This is a genomic window from Nocardia sp. CA-119907 (assembly GCF_050955995.1).
Taxonomy (GTDB): Bacteria; Actinomycetota; Actinomycetes; order Mycobacteriales; family Mycobacteriaceae; genus Nocardia.
Map to the genome: position 1 here is coordinate 2,721,374 of NZ_CP192091.1, position 12,365 is coordinate 2,733,738.

General features: G+C 66.4%; 15 protein-coding genes. 12 read left to right on the forward strand and 3 right to left on the reverse strand.

What is annotated here, in order from left to right:
- Positions 1-45: 45 nt before the first annotated feature.
- The 7 genes from pgsA to ACQP2D_RS12285 all read left to right on the forward strand — a co-directional run bounded on the left by pgsA (position 46) and on the right by ACQP2D_RS12285 (position 5,670).
- The gene (pgsA, locus tag ACQP2D_RS12255; RefSeq protein WP_433683822.1) at positions 46-702 is read left to right on the forward strand and encodes a CDP-diacylglycerol--glycerol-3-phosphate 3-phosphatidyltransferase; all 657 of its coding nucleotides are present in this window, start codon (positions 46-48) and stop codon (positions 700-702) included.
- A complete protein-coding gene (locus tag ACQP2D_RS12260) occupies positions 699-1,193 on the forward strand; it encodes a CinA family protein (protein WP_433683823.1) in 495 nt (164 codons plus the stop codon). Before pgsA ends, ACQP2D_RS12260 begins: the two co-directional genes overlap by 4 nt.
- Positions 1,194-1,334: 141 nt before the next feature.
- Positions 1,335-1,775 carry a helix-turn-helix domain-containing protein gene (locus ACQP2D_RS12265; RefSeq protein ID WP_433683824.1) on the forward strand — a complete coding sequence of 147 codons (441 nt, stop codon included), beginning with the start codon at positions 1,335-1,337 and terminating at the stop codon, positions 1,773-1,775.
- A 202-nt stretch (positions 1,776-1,977) separates the two neighbouring features.
- A complete protein-coding gene (pspA, locus tag ACQP2D_RS12270; RefSeq protein WP_433683825.1) occupies positions 1,978-2,814 on the forward strand; it encodes a phage shock protein PspA in 837 nt (278 codons plus the stop codon).
- A 158-nt stretch (positions 2,815-2,972) separates the two neighbouring features.
- On the forward strand, positions 2,973-3,869 hold the full coding sequence (gene pspM, locus ACQP2D_RS12275) for a phage shock envelope stress response protein PspM (protein WP_433683826.1): 897 nt from the start codon (positions 2,973-2,975) through the stop codon (positions 3,867-3,869).
- Positions 3,870-4,355: 486 nt separating this feature from the next.
- Complete coding sequence (locus ACQP2D_RS12280) at positions 4,356-4,985, forward strand: TetR family transcriptional regulator (RefSeq protein ID WP_433683827.1); 630 nt, start codon at positions 4,356-4,358, stop codon at positions 4,983-4,985.
- Between the two features lie 19 nt (positions 4,986-5,004).
- Positions 5,005-5,670: a VC0807 family protein gene (locus ACQP2D_RS12285; RefSeq protein ID WP_433683828.1), complete on the forward strand. Its 666-nt coding sequence runs from the start codon at positions 5,005-5,007 to the stop codon at positions 5,668-5,670.
- A gap of 82 nt (positions 5,671-5,752) precedes the next feature.
- Here the strand turns inward: ACQP2D_RS12285 and ACQP2D_RS12290 are convergent, their stop codons facing one another.
- Both ACQP2D_RS12290 and kdgD read right to left on the reverse strand, forming a co-directional pair.
- Positions 5,753-6,892 (reverse strand): L-talarate/galactarate dehydratase, encoded by a 1,140-nt coding sequence (locus ACQP2D_RS12290; protein ID WP_433683829.1) that lies wholly within the window; start codon positions 6,890-6,892, stop codon positions 5,753-5,755.
- A gap of 15 nt (positions 6,893-6,907) precedes the next feature.
- A complete protein-coding gene (gene kdgD, locus ACQP2D_RS12295; protein ID WP_433683830.1) occupies positions 6,908-7,822 on the reverse strand; it encodes a 5-dehydro-4-deoxyglucarate dehydratase in 915 nt (304 codons plus the stop codon).
- 327 nt (positions 7,823-8,149) lie between these two features.
- Here kdgD and ACQP2D_RS12300 point away from each other — a divergent pair, with 327 nt between their 5' ends.
- From ACQP2D_RS12300 to ACQP2D_RS12310, 3 genes are all read left to right on the forward strand, one after another.
- Positions 8,150-8,650, forward strand: coding sequence for a hypothetical protein (locus ACQP2D_RS12300; protein WP_433685627.1), 501 nt, complete (start codon positions 8,150-8,152; stop codon positions 8,648-8,650).
- A 95-nt stretch (positions 8,651-8,745) separates the two neighbouring features.
- Positions 8,746-9,507, forward strand: a complete 762-nt coding sequence (locus ACQP2D_RS12305; RefSeq protein WP_433683831.1) for a DUF4239 domain-containing protein — start codon at positions 8,746-8,748, stop codon at positions 9,505-9,507.
- Between the two features lie 58 nt (positions 9,508-9,565).
- Positions 9,566-10,534, forward strand: a complete 969-nt coding sequence (locus tag ACQP2D_RS12310; protein ID WP_433683832.1) for a hypothetical protein — start codon at positions 9,566-9,568, stop codon at positions 10,532-10,534.
- A 15-nt stretch (positions 10,535-10,549) separates the two neighbouring features.
- Here ACQP2D_RS12310 and ACQP2D_RS12315 read toward each other — a convergent pair whose 3' ends face one another.
- Positions 10,550-10,954: a hypothetical protein gene (locus tag ACQP2D_RS12315; RefSeq protein ID WP_433683833.1), complete on the reverse strand. Its 405-nt coding sequence runs from the start codon at positions 10,952-10,954 to the stop codon at positions 10,550-10,552.
- A 236-nt stretch (positions 10,955-11,190) separates the two neighbouring features.
- Between ACQP2D_RS12315 and ACQP2D_RS12320 the strand changes: the two genes are divergently transcribed.
- Both ACQP2D_RS12320 and ACQP2D_RS12325 read left to right on the forward strand, forming a co-directional pair.
- Positions 11,191-11,364, forward strand: coding sequence for a hypothetical protein (locus ACQP2D_RS12320; RefSeq protein ID WP_169810825.1), 174 nt, complete (start codon positions 11,191-11,193; stop codon positions 11,362-11,364).
- Between the two features lie 154 nt (positions 11,365-11,518).
- Positions 11,519-12,223, forward strand: coding sequence for a PIG-L deacetylase family protein (locus ACQP2D_RS12325; protein WP_433683834.1), 705 nt, complete (start codon positions 11,519-11,521; stop codon positions 12,221-12,223).
- Positions 12,224-12,365: the final 142 nt, after the last annotated feature.

Here is a 12,365-nt window from a genome sequence, read left to right on the forward strand (position 1 = left end):
GCCGTACACGCGCATGGCGGAGCCGAGCGCCGGCGAGGCGGAGGCATGAGCGTGCAGCCAGAAGAGATTGATCGACGCTGGGTTGAGCCGGTGGTTCGCACTGGATTCGTGCCGACTCCGGCCGAACCCGTCGTTCCGCTGATGAATATCGCGAACGTGCTCACCATGCTGCGGATCGCGCTGGTCCCGCTGTTCGTGCTCGCGCTGTTCGCGGGCGGCGGACATCAGACCGGCTGGCGGATCGCGGCCGCCGCGCTGTTCGGCATCGCCGCGATCACCGATCGCTTCGACGGACAACTGGCCCGCAAATACGGACTGGTCACCGATTTCGGCAAACTCGCCGATCCGATCGCGGATAAGGCGCTGATCGGTTCGGCGGTGATCGGACTGTCCATGCTCGGCGATCTGGCGTGGTGGGTCACCCTGGTCATCTGTGGCCGTGAGATCGGAATCACGCTCCTGCGGCTGGCGGTGGTGCGGCGCGGGGTGATTCCGGCCGGTCGCGGCGGCAAATTGAAGACGCTGGTGCAATCGGTCGCGATCGCGGTGCTGCTGTTGCCGCTGCACGGGGGACCGGCCACCGCGGGAATGACTTTGATGTATGTGGCCGTCGCGCTGACGGTCGTCACCGGACTCGATTACCTGGGGCAGGCGGCGCGGGTATGGCTCGCGGGAGGTCCGGGCCGGACGCGCGGCGCATGACCGATCCGCTGACAACGGGAGCACCGGTCGTCGAGTTGGTGCATGCGCTGAGTGCGGCCGGACAGACCGTGGCGACCGCGGAATCACTGACCGCGGGCCTGCTCGCGGCGACCATCGCCGGGGTGCCGGGGGCGAGTGCGGTGCTGCGCGGCGGACTGGTCGTCTACGCGACCGATCTCAAACACAGTCTGGCCGGTGTCAGCGACGAGGTGCTGGCGACGGAGGGCCCGGTGGCCGCGAGTACCGCCGAACAGTTGGCGGTCGGGGCCCGGCTGCGCTGCGGCGCGGACTGGGGGATCGGGCTGACCGGTGTCGCCGGACCCGACTCCCAGGACGGACATGCCGTCGGCACGGTCTTCCTCGGTCTGGCCGGTCCGGGGCACACCGAGGTGATGCGATGGAAACTGGGCGGTGACCGGTGGGCGATCAGAATCGGCGCTACGCACAGCGCGGTTCGGGAGTTGCGTCGTATCGTGGGAGACGACCGCTGACGCCGGCGACATGCTGGCGGCATCGAGTTTGCCCCCGTGGGAACCAACCGACCCGCGTTCGACGTTGTGCCAGAAAGGACGGCGTGCGCAGCGCTGGCAGGCGCCCGCGGACCCGGTTACTGGGAGCTGAAGGAGAACGACATGACGCTGCTGCGAGAGGCAATCGGGGACAGTCTGCGGCGTGCTCGTCTCGCCCAGAGCCGGACCCTGCGTGAGGTCTCCACCTCGGCGCGCGTGAGCCTGGGGTATCTGTCGGAGGTCGAGCGGGGCCGCAAAGAGGCCTCCAGCGAACTGCTCGCCGCCATCTGCGCGGCCCTTGATGTGCCGCTGTCGCGGGTGCTCTGGGATGTGAGCACGATCATGGCCGGTGCCGACGGGCTGCCCGTCGAGGCGCCCGCGCCGACCGCCGACGCACCCGAGTCGGACCGGACCGCCGCGGCCGAGCCCGCCGCCGAAGCCGCGCCGGAGCCCGCCACCGCCAGCATGTCGGCGGCCGGTGCCCGGACCAAGATCGCCGAGGACACCCGGATCGTCATTCCGGCCCCGAAGGCGGACATGCTCGTTCTGGTGAAGAGCAACTGATCAGACGGCGAGAGGTGACGTCCGTGACCGGCGCTGCGGACCGGCGCCGAAAGCGGATAGATTCTGTAATAGGCGTCGGTTGGGCCGGGTTCGCCCGGCCCGGGTGCCAGATGGTGGAGGATAGGCACATATCGGGTGCGTGACGGTCGCGCACTACAGTCGCGGTAAAGCGCGGCGCATCTTATGGAGGCGGGATCAATCGATGGCTAATCCGTTCGTCAAGGCCTGGAAGTACATGATGGCCCTCTTCGATTCGAAGATCGAAGAGCATGCGGATCCGAAGGTCCAGATTCAGCAGGCTATCGAGGAAGCTCAGCGTCAGCATCAGGCCCTCTCGCAGCAGGCCGCATCGGTCATCGGCAACCAGCGTCAGCTGGAGATGAAGCTCAACCGTCAGCTCGACGATGTCGAAAAGCTCAACGCCAATGCGCGCCAAGCCGTTCTGCTGGCCGACCAGGCCGCGGCGGCGGGCGATACCGAGAAGGCGATCCAGTACACCAACGCCGCCGAGGCGTTCGCCGCACAGTTGGTCACCGCCGAGCAGTCCGTCGAGGACCTCAAGGTGCTGCACGACCAGTCGCTGCAGGCGGCCGCGCAGGCCAAGAAGGCGGTCGAGCAGAACGCGATGCTGCTGCAGCAGAAGGTCGCCGAGCGCACCAAACTGCTCAGCCAGCTGGAGCAGGCCAAGATGCAGGAGCAGGTCTCGGCATCGCTGCAGCGGATGGATTCGACGCTGTCCGCGCCCGGCACCACGCCGAGCCTGGACGCGGTGCGCGAGAAGATCGAGCGTCGCTACGCGAATGCGCTCGGTGCCGCCGAACTCGCGGGCAATTCGGTGCAGGGCCGCATGCTCGAGGTGCAGCAGGCCAGCATCCAGATGGCCGGGCACAGCAAGCTGGAGCAGATCCGCGCCTCGATGCGCGGTGATGCGCTGCCCGCCGGTGGTGCCACCGCGCCCGCGATCAATCCGGGTGCCGCGCAGGTGAATCCGGCGCAGCCGCAGCCGCAGATGAACAAGGGCCAGACCGCGCAGCAGTAGCGGGTAGTTTCCACAGAGATATACAGCTCGGCGAGGACTGGTTCGGTGAAGGACATGGCACGGGTACCTGGCGGGTCGGCCGTCGGTCATGCTCGGGCCCTGCCTGTCTGGACTCCGCAGGTCGCGCCGAGCGGGTTCGCGCTCCCGGGAGGAAGCCGATGAGCTCGCAGGAGCATCGCGAACAGCTCGAGCGCGGTCGGACCGGCCGCCGCCGTGGTGCGGCCATCGTGCGCGCGCAGTCGGCGCTGGCCCCGCAGCCAGGGAGCTTGCCCGACAGCCTGCGTGAGGTGGGCGAGCACGCGCTGGTCGCGGTGCGGCGCTGGGCAGATCCGCGCGAGCGGGAGTTGCGCAAGCGCCGTCGGGCCCGTCGGCGCAGTTTCCAACTCGGCACCGTGGGTGGTCTCACGACGGCGGGAACCGTTGGGCTCATGGTGATTTCGGCTCCGGTGTGGGCCGTGGTGGTGGTCGGCGGGGGAGCAGTGGCGTTGGTCACCGGTACCGCGCTGAGCGCTCGCCGCTATCTGCAGTTGCGCAGTGTCCCACTGCCGCAGGCGGCCTTCGTACCGCGCAAGCAGCCGCCGCCGTGGTCATCGGCGCGCGGGCCGATCTCCCGCCTGGTTCGCGCCGAGAAGGCGCTGCACGGCCTCGGCACACAGATCGCCCGCTCGAACCGGCTGCCCGGGGACGAACTCGCCGACATGCTCGAAACCGCGGCATCGGGTGCGGCGGCGCTGCACGCGCTGGCCGCCGACGTCGCCGCGATGGAGCAGGCGCTCGGCGCCATGGGGCGCACCAAATCCATTGCGGCAGTCGGCCTTACCGAGAACATTCAATTCGCGCTCGGTCGCCTCGACAGTGGCGTCGCCGAATACGAGCAGGTTGTCGCGGCCGCCGGGCGCATTCTCGCGGTCCCCGAAAGCGCTGTCCTGCGACACAATTTCGATGCCATCGTGGCGGATCTGCGGCATGCCGCCGACCGATTGGACGGCTGGGCGCAGGCGCTCACCGAGGTGGCCGATCAGCACACGCCCACTCTTCCGCCGCAGGGGAGTTAGTCGGCTATCTCGGTGCCGCGCAACAGATTGCGCGAGAGCGGTGATCCGGTCGATGCATCGAGGGCTTCGATATTCGGTCGGGAGCCGTACGGGGAGCTGACGTCTTCGGGGCGGCATTCCATGACAGTGCCCGGTGCTGTCCGGTCCGTCGGTCTGTCGGAGTCGCGGCAAATCTCGCCGCGAGCAGACGTGTGCGCACCCGGTGTCGGTGCCGACCGTCGGCGCGGCCAGCAGCGGCCGAGCCTGCCATGTCAATGGTTGGCGAACTGATGGAGATCTGCTCGAGGAAGAGCCGAGTTCGCGCTACTGTCCACCGCGCTGTGGTGTGCTCCGCCAAAAACCATTGTGGCGCAGGAGTTTTTGATCAATGTGCGGCCTATCGGTGGCCTCGCGACCGGCGCTGACTCCTCGGATATCTGTCTACCGACTTTTGCTCATCCACATCGACTCTTGCTCAGCTGAGCAAGAGGCCTCTATAGTTTGCTCGTGCAAGCAAGAAGTAGGTCGGGCAAGCAAGAGGAGCGGACCTTTACCGAGACCGCGCGGCGCGCGCAGATCGTGGACGCCGCGATCGCGGTGGTCGCCGAGCACGGCTATCCGAACGCCTCGTTCGCGAAGATCGCCAAACAGGCGGGGCTCAGCAGTACCGGCATGATCTCCTATCACTTTCGGGGCAAGGACGATCTGATCCGCGAGGTGATCGCCGAAATCGTGCGTGTGAATACGGAATTCGTCGTCGCCAAGCTCGACCCCGAGGGCGGCTATACGGCTCGGCTGCGCGCCTACTTCGCGGCCAACCTGGCCCTGCTCGACGAGTACCCCGCACATCAGCAGGCGCTGGCCAGCATCATCGCCAATGCCCGTCCCGACGACCTGTACACGTTCGGCCTGGTCGAACAGCACCTCGATCTCACCCGCAACCAGGAGGCGTGGATACGAGACGGGCAGCGGGCGGGCGCGTTTCGTGACTTCGACCCCACGATCATGGTGCTGGCGATCCAAGGGGCACGGGAGGCCGCCATTACCCGCGCCCGCGTCGATCCCGACTTCGATACCGCGGCCTGCGCACGCGAACTGGCCGACCTCTTCGACCACGCCACCCGCAACCCATCGTGATCACGACCGGAGCCGAATCATGAACCAACAGCAGACGATTGCGGCCGAGCGCACGCCACAGCAGAAACGCGCCGCCCTGCGCCGCCACCTCGGGCGCCAGCTGCTCGTGGAACTGGTACTTCCGCTCGGCGGCTACTACGGCCTGCGCGCGGCCGGAGTCGATCCGTGGCTGGCGTTGATCGCGCCCGCCCTGCTCATCGTGCCGTTTCTTGCCTATCATGCGATACGGCAGCGCCGAATCGATATGGTGGCGCTGTTCACCCTCACCATGATCGTGGTCGGGACGGTGATGACGCTGGTGACCGGCGATCCCCGCACGCTGATGGTGCGCGACAGCTGGATTTTCGGTGTTCTGGGTCTGTGGGTGCTGGCCACCCTGTTCACCCAGTTCCCCTTCATGCGCACTGCCGCCCGCACGATCGTCACCGTGAAGATCGGCGAGGAAGGCTACCGGCAGTGGGATGCGCGCTGGGACAGCGACTCCCGGTTTCGCAGCCAGCTGCGGCTGTTGACCGCGGTGTGGGGCACGGGCTTCGTGCTGGACGCCCTGGTACGGGTAGCGCTAGCCTACACTCTCCCGGTCGATTCGATACCACTGGTGAGCACCCTGCAATGGCTGGTCGTCCTTGCCGCCCTGATCGCATTCCAAAACTTCTACGTCACCAAGCACGGTCTGAAAGTCTGAGCCACAACCGCCGCTCGCGTTGCCGGTGGTGAATGCGAGCGGCCCGCTCAGTCGCTGCTGAACCGGTGCGGCACTGGTGTTTTCAGGAGCGGATGGCGTGTTGCGCGACGGTCCAGGCGCGGGCCTGGTCGCTGATGGTTACCCCGAGTCCGGGGCGCGATGACAGGTGCATGCGGCCGTCGGCGATCTCGAGACGTTCGTTGAACAGCGGATCGAACCATTCGAAATGTTCCACCCAGGGATCACGTGGGTAGGCCGCGGCAAGGTGGACGTGCACCTCCATGACGAAATGTGGTGCGAGTCGCAGATGTTCGCGATCGGCCATCGCCATGATCTCGAGGAATCGGGTGATGCCGCCGACGCGGGGCGCGTCCGGCTGGACGATATCGATTCCGGCCCGGATCAGTTGGGCGTGTTCGGCCACGCTGGAGAGCATTTCGCCGGTGGCGATCGAGGTGTCGAAGGTGGTCGCGAGTTGGGCGTGACCGTCGAAATCGTAGGCATCCAGCGGCTCTTCGATCCATACCAGTCGCAGCGGATCGAAGGCACGGCACATGTGGCGTGCGGTGGCGCGATCCCACTGCTGATTGGCATCGACCATCAGCGGCACCCGATCACCGATCTTCTCCCGCACCGCCGTGACCCGGGCCAGGTCGACCGCATTGTCGGGGTATCCGACCTTGATCTTGATGCCGCCGATGCCGCGGTCGAGCGATTCGGTCGCGCGGTCGAGGACCTCCTCGATCGGCGCGTGCAGGAAGCCACCGGAGGTGTTGTAGCAACGCACCGAATCGCGATGTGCGCCGATCAGTTTCGCCAGTGGCAGTCCGGCACGTTTGGCCTTCAGATCCCACAGCGCGATATCGAAGGCGGCGATCGCCTGCACGGACAGGCCGCTGCGGCCCACCGAGGCTCCGGCCCACATGAGCCTGTCCCAGATCTTGGCGATATCGCTGGGGTCCTCGCCGAGTAGCGCCGGGGCCACCTCGCGGGCGTGGGCGAATTGGCCCGGTCCACCCGCGCGTTTGGAGTAGCTGATGCCGATGCCTTCCAGGCCGGCCGCGGTGGTGATCTCCGCGAACAGGACCGCGACCTCGGTCATCGGCTGCTGCCTGCCGGTGAGGACCTTGGCATCGCTGATCCCGGTGGGCAATGGCAGTGTGACCGAGGAGATCTTGACGCTGTCGATGCGGTCGAGCACGGGTGAATCAGTTGTGGTCATGGTGATTCCTTCGGGTCAGGCGATCGTCTTCACGAGCGTGGTCAGCGCGGCGAGTTCGGCTGCGGTGAGATCGGTGAGCGGCGGGCGCACCCGGCTCGATGGTCGGCCGACCGCGGTGAGACCGGCCTTGACGATCGATACCGCGTATCCGGGTCGGCGGTCGCGGATATCGAGGTAGGGGATGACGAAATTGCGCAGATGCTCAAAGACGGTCGCGCGATCGCGGGCGCGCACCGCGGCGTAGAAGTCGAGCGCGAATTCGGGGGCGAAATTGAAGATCGCCGATGAATAGGTGGTGACACCCATTTCGGTGTAGGGGAGTGCGAAGGTTTCCGCGGTGGGTAGTCCGCCGATATAGGTCAGCCGGTCACCCAGGCGCGCGAAGATGCGCGTCATCGTCTCGATATTGCCGACGCCATCCTTGAATCCGACGAGATTCGGACTGCGCTCGGCCATCCGGGCCACGGTCACATCATCGCAGGCGGCATTGGCGCGGCTGTAGAAGATCACCCCGAGCGAGGTTGCCGCGCAGACCCGTGTCACGTGCTCGACGATGCCCTCCGGCGCGGCCTCCACCAGATACGGCGGCAGCAGCAGGATGCCGTCCGCACCCGCCGCTTCGGCCGCCCGCGCCTGTTCGATCGCGGTCCTGGTACCCGCGGTCGCCGGTGCGATCACCGGAATCCGTCCGGCGGTCTCGGCCACTGCCGCCCGCACGACGCGATCGATCTCCGCACTGGTCAAGGCGAAGCCCTCGCCTGTGCCACCGGCCGCGAAGATGCCCGCGACATCGTATCGGGACAGCCATCCGACGTGATTCCGGTAGGCCCGCTCGTCGAACTCGAGCTCGTCGTCGAAATGGGTGACCGGGAAGGAGAGCAGCCCGCGGCCGAGCGCGGGTCCCAATTCCTCGGCAGAAAGCTGTGACACGAATGTCCTCCTGACAAATGGAAATTTGTGACCTGATCCGGAGATTAGGTCGCGGTCCCGATGCCGGTCCAACACTGTTTGGAAATCGACTGATACTCCAAAGGCATCGGATGCGACCGGGTAGAGTCGGCGCAGCCCCTCCAGGAAGTCTTCCGTTCGGGTATCACTCGATACCGAATTGGTGTTCGACGGGTATATTCGAATCACCGGCTTTTCCGGGTAATGCGCGAGTGGCCACCATGTGGTTCCCCACTGCCGAACGGGGCCGTGCCACAGCCGTTTTCCAATTCCGCCCAATACTTCGCGACCGTGATGTTCGCCCCGGTAATGGCCTGGATTACCGATCAGTTCGGCTGGCGCTGGGTATTCGTACTGCTCGGGGTGCTCGGGTTGGCCGTATTCTGGTGGCGCTGGCTGTATCTCCCGCGGCGCACCGACGGGTCACCCCGGCCGAACTCGAGACGATCGCCCCCGGTGGCGCATTGGTCGACCTCGATACAACCAAGGACGGCACTGGGGCGCGGCGCACTCGACTCGATCGGCACATGCTCGTGCGTGTCTTCTCGACTCGGCCGCTACCGCGGGCATCGTCACCCGAACGTCATCGGCTATCTCCTTGCCTCGACCGGCTCGTTCGATACCGCGCTGTGGTTCGTGTCGGCACATGGCTACTCGCCGTGGTCGCCCTCTCGGGCATGGGCATCATCCGACGTATCGAACTCGACGCCGTCTGACCGAAACTGGCGGCGCCCCATGCCTATCCGATGCCTCCGCACGAATTGTGCTGGGCGGTCATCCATCCGGGCGGTGGCCCCGAATAACTGGTGATCGACGCTGTTGACGATCGCCGTGGGCGACCTCGGCGATCAAGCCATGCGGCGAGATCCGTTGTGCCGGTTCGTCTTGGGAGGTGGCGTCCCTACATGGTTCTGATATTCCTCGTCCCCGCCGTAGCGGCGGTTATCGCGGTGGCCGTCTTCGTCATCGGGGATCGACTGCGGCCGCTGTCGTGGGTGGAGACCGATGATGAATCGGCCGGATCCCTGGTGCTCGAGCTGATCAATACGCTGTTTCTGGCCGTGGTCGCCTTCGTGGTGGTGATTCTCTGGCAGGAGTACGACAATGCGCACAATCACACCATTGCCGAGGCGAAGGCGCTGGTGGATACCTATTGGACCGCGCATGCGCTGCCCGATCCGGAACACCGGCAGATCCAGGGGCTGGTGCGGGATTACACCGATCAGGTGCTCACCCAGGAGTGGCCGATCATGCAGGCGGACCGGCGGCTGAGCCAGCCGACACAGGAGACCTTCGACAGCTTGCGCGATGCCGTCGCATCGGTGAACTCGACGGATCCGGACGTCGGCGAACTGCGCACGAAGGCGATGGACAGTCTCGACGCGGTCGCCGAGGCGCGCCAGGACCGTGCCATGGACGCCAGCTATCACATGCCCGGATTCCTCTACGCGGCTTTGTGGTTCGGCACGGTCCTGCTGCTGTGCACGGCGGTGCTGAACGGCGTCGAGGTCACCAAACGCAGTCTGCTGATGACCGCGCTGCTCGGTGTCGTCGTCGGCTCGGCTGTGCTGGCGATCTACAACCTCGATCGGCCGTTCTCGGGCGGAAACAGCGTTCCGAGGGACGCCTTCGAATACGCGATGTCCCGCTATCAGAACATCACCTGACGAGTCATTTCGGACCGGGTAGCTGCGACGGATGGGGTATCGGCAGATGGTGTTCGTGATGCGAAGACGAGGGGCCGCACGGGGATTGGTCGTGGTAACGGCGATTCCGCTGGCTGCGGGGCTGTTCGCGGGCCAGCCCGCTCGGGCCGATTCGGTGCCGCCCGAGTGGCCGCTCATCGGTGCTATCGGTACCGGCAGTGCGTCTAATGACACGGTCGGAACAGGAAGTGCGGCCCCGGATTTCCGGAATGACGGTATCGGTAGCGGATCCGCCGGAGGCGCTCTGGATCTCGAGCCGAGAAGCGGCGCGCCCCTCGCCACCGGCAGTGCGATTCCGGGTGGCGCGACCTCGCGTGGTGCCATGCCGGGCAGTGCAGCTGCCGGTGTCGGCGCGACCGACAGCGATGGTCGAGCCGACGGCGCCGATGACACATTCGGGCATCCGGTGCCGCGTGCGGATTCGGCGGCTGGTACTGGCGAGGCGTTGGGGCTCGCTCCGGGCAGTGTTCAGTCGGCCTGCACCGGCAGCGCCGTAATCGGTAGCACGACGATCCTGCTCGGGTTGGCCACCGGTAGCGGGGGGTCGGGCGGTAGCGGCGTGGTGGGCCCCGCTCTGGTGGGCACCGGCTCGGTCGGTTCGAGTGGATCCGCGCTCGGCAGTGTCGTCGTCGGCAGCGCGGTCACCGGAAGCGCGCTGCTGAGCTGTCTGCTCCAACTTCCGGCCCCGGTGCCGCCGGAGCCCGGCATCCCCCTCCAACTCGGCCCGCCGGCACCCGGCCCGCAGCCACCACCGATATCCGCTGCGCCGGTCGTCCCGTCGGAATTCCCCGCTGCCGCACCGGCGCCCGTGAAAGCGCCGGAAACGCCGAGCATCGCCGCACCACACCGAGCGCCGGACACGGTGGTCGAATCCACCCCGGATCGGATTGCCTGGAACCTGCTGGAACTGGTGACGGTCATGGTGGTCACGGTCCTGACCGTGGTGCGCAGGATATCGGTCGGCCGCCACGCCAAGCGGGCCGAATGACCACCGGCGGCAGTGTTATTCGGACTTCGCCGAATCCCGCTGCTCGGCGATGCGGCGCCGGATTTCATCCCAGGACATCGGCAATTCGTCGACCGGTGCGGTGAAGAACACGAAGGTGGCCTCGCGCATGACCTTTCGCTTGCGCTGCACGGTCGACCGGTGCGGTTCGGCGCCCGCGTAGGCATAGATCGCCGCCTTATCGGTCCAGGCGGAGTAGGTCCAGAAGGTGCCCTTCCACATTTCCGCCTTCAAAGCGACACCGAGCGCGCCGGGGGAGCGGCGGGCTTGGCGCCACAGTGTCAGCGAAGCCAGCAGGAATGCCGGTGCGTGCCGAACGGATTTGACCTCGAGGCGGGAGGCCATGCACTGCGCCTCGGATGTGGTGGGGGCGTTCACGGTCATCCACGGAAGGGTGGGCATGGGCTGCTCTTTCGACTGAAGCTACGGGCTGGTCGCGCCTGGGCGGCGACTGCGCTCAAAGGTTCCACACTCTGACGCATCTTGTCAATGACAAGATGCGTCGAATGCCCTCAGGGTGAACCCTGATCTTCACCCGGATATCCGTGCTGAGCTGGTGATTTATCGTTTTCGGGCTGCCAGCATGGAGGGGTCGGATCGTCGGATGGCGGTTCGCCCGAGACCTTCTGGAGGCTGGCATGTTGTGGAAAATCATCGGTGTCGTAGCGGTCGTCTGGATCGCGCTCGCCATCATCGGTGCGTTGATCAAGGGGCTGTTCCCGATCCTGGTGATCAGCGCGGTCGTATTCGGGCTCTACCTGCTGTACAAGGCGGTATCGGGCTCGGACAACTCCACCGTGAGCAAGCTGTAGCACCCGCAGGAGCAAAGCCGCACGCCCGCCGGGACTTACGGGCGGTGCGGTACCGAGAGGTAGGCCGTGTGCCGCCCGCTGTGGGCGCACACGGCCTATCCGCGTTTCGGGCAGCGGCCAGGGGTGCGTGCGGGCGTCTGCTTGAATGATCCGCGTGGAGCATGTTCCCGAAGACTGGCAGCGCGGCCTCGTGATCGTGGCCCACCCCGACGATATCGAATACGGCGCGGCCGCCGCCGTGGCGCGATGGACGGGACAGGGTAAGGACATTCGCTATGTTCTGGTCACCTCGGGTGAGGCCGGGATCGCGGGCATGCCGCCCGCCGAGGCCGGCCCTCTGCGCGAGGCCGAGGAGATCGCCGCCGCCAAGGTGGTCGGCGTGCACGAGGTGGAATTCCTCGGCTATCCGGACGGCCGCGTCGAGGAATCCCTAGGTCTGCGTCGTGATCTGGCCGCCGCGATCCGCCGCCATCGACCGGAGTTGGTGGTGCTGTTCAACTTTGGTGACACCTGGGCGCCCGGCTATGCCAATAGTGCCGACCATCGCGCCGTCGGGCGCGCCGCCCTCGACGCGATCTCCGATGCGGGCAACGAGTGGATCTTCCCCGACCTCACCGAAACCCCGTGGTCGGCCCGCTTGGCCGCGGTGGTCGGCCCTAATGGCACTCATGCCGTCGATGTCACCGTCACCCTCGAACAGGCCGCCGCCTCACTGGCCGCACACCGCCGCTACCTCGAGGTGCTCAGCCCCGAGCCGGTCGCCCACCAGGTCCGCGCGGTGATCGATATGGCAACCGCGCCGAAGCCGGGCTTCCCCGCCGCTCACGCCGTCGGCTTCGAGCTCTACTATTTCGGCTGATCAGTCCATGTGACCGAAGTCAACATCGGATCCGCTGCCACGAATGTGTGGGGGTTATCACGTTTCGTGGTGGCGACCAGCCCGGTCGTCGGGCCGACTGCCCGATGAATTGCGTTGCCGGGTGTCAGCTGGTTATCTGCGG

Bases quoted from the DNA above. Each gene is read 5' to 3' on its own strand.
- ACQP2D_RS12320 (WP_169810825.1), top strand. From the start codon at position 11,191: ATGTTGTGGAAAATCATCGGTGTCGTAGCGGTCGTCTGGATCGCGCTC.
- pgsA (WP_433683822.1), top strand. From the start codon at position 46: ATGAGCGTGCAGCCAGAAGAGATTGATCGACGCTGGGTTGAGCCGGTG.
- ACQP2D_RS12305 (WP_433683831.1), top strand. From the start codon at position 8,746: ATGGTTCTGATATTCCTCGTCCCCGCCGTAGCGGCGGTTATCGCGGTG.
- ACQP2D_RS12285 (WP_433683828.1), top strand. From the start codon at position 5,005: ATGAACCAACAGCAGACGATTGCGGCCGAGCGCACGCCACAGCAGAAA.
- pspA (WP_433683825.1), top strand. From the start codon at position 1,978: ATGGCTAATCCGTTCGTCAAGGCCTGGAAGTACATGATGGCCCTCTTC.
- ACQP2D_RS12310 (WP_433683832.1), top strand. From the start codon at position 9,566: ATGCGAAGACGAGGGGCCGCACGGGGATTGGTCGTGGTAACGGCGATT.
- pspM (WP_433683826.1), top strand. From the start codon at position 2,973: ATGAGCTCGCAGGAGCATCGCGAACAGCTCGAGCGCGGTCGGACCGGC.
- ACQP2D_RS12300 (WP_433685627.1), top strand. From the start codon at position 8,150: ATGGCCTGGATTACCGATCAGTTCGGCTGGCGCTGGGTATTCGTACTG.
- ACQP2D_RS12265 (WP_433683824.1), top strand. From the start codon at position 1,335: ATGACGCTGCTGCGAGAGGCAATCGGGGACAGTCTGCGGCGTGCTCGT.
- ACQP2D_RS12290 (WP_433683829.1), bottom strand. From the start codon at position 6,892: ATGACCACAACTGATTCACCCGTGCTCGACCGCATCGACAGCGTCAAG.
- ACQP2D_RS12315 (WP_433683833.1), bottom strand. From the start codon at position 10,954: ATGCCCACCCTTCCGTGGATGACCGTGAACGCCCCCACCACATCCGAG.
- ACQP2D_RS12260 (WP_433683823.1), top strand. From the start codon at position 699: ATGACCGATCCGCTGACAACGGGAGCACCGGTCGTCGAGTTGGTGCAT.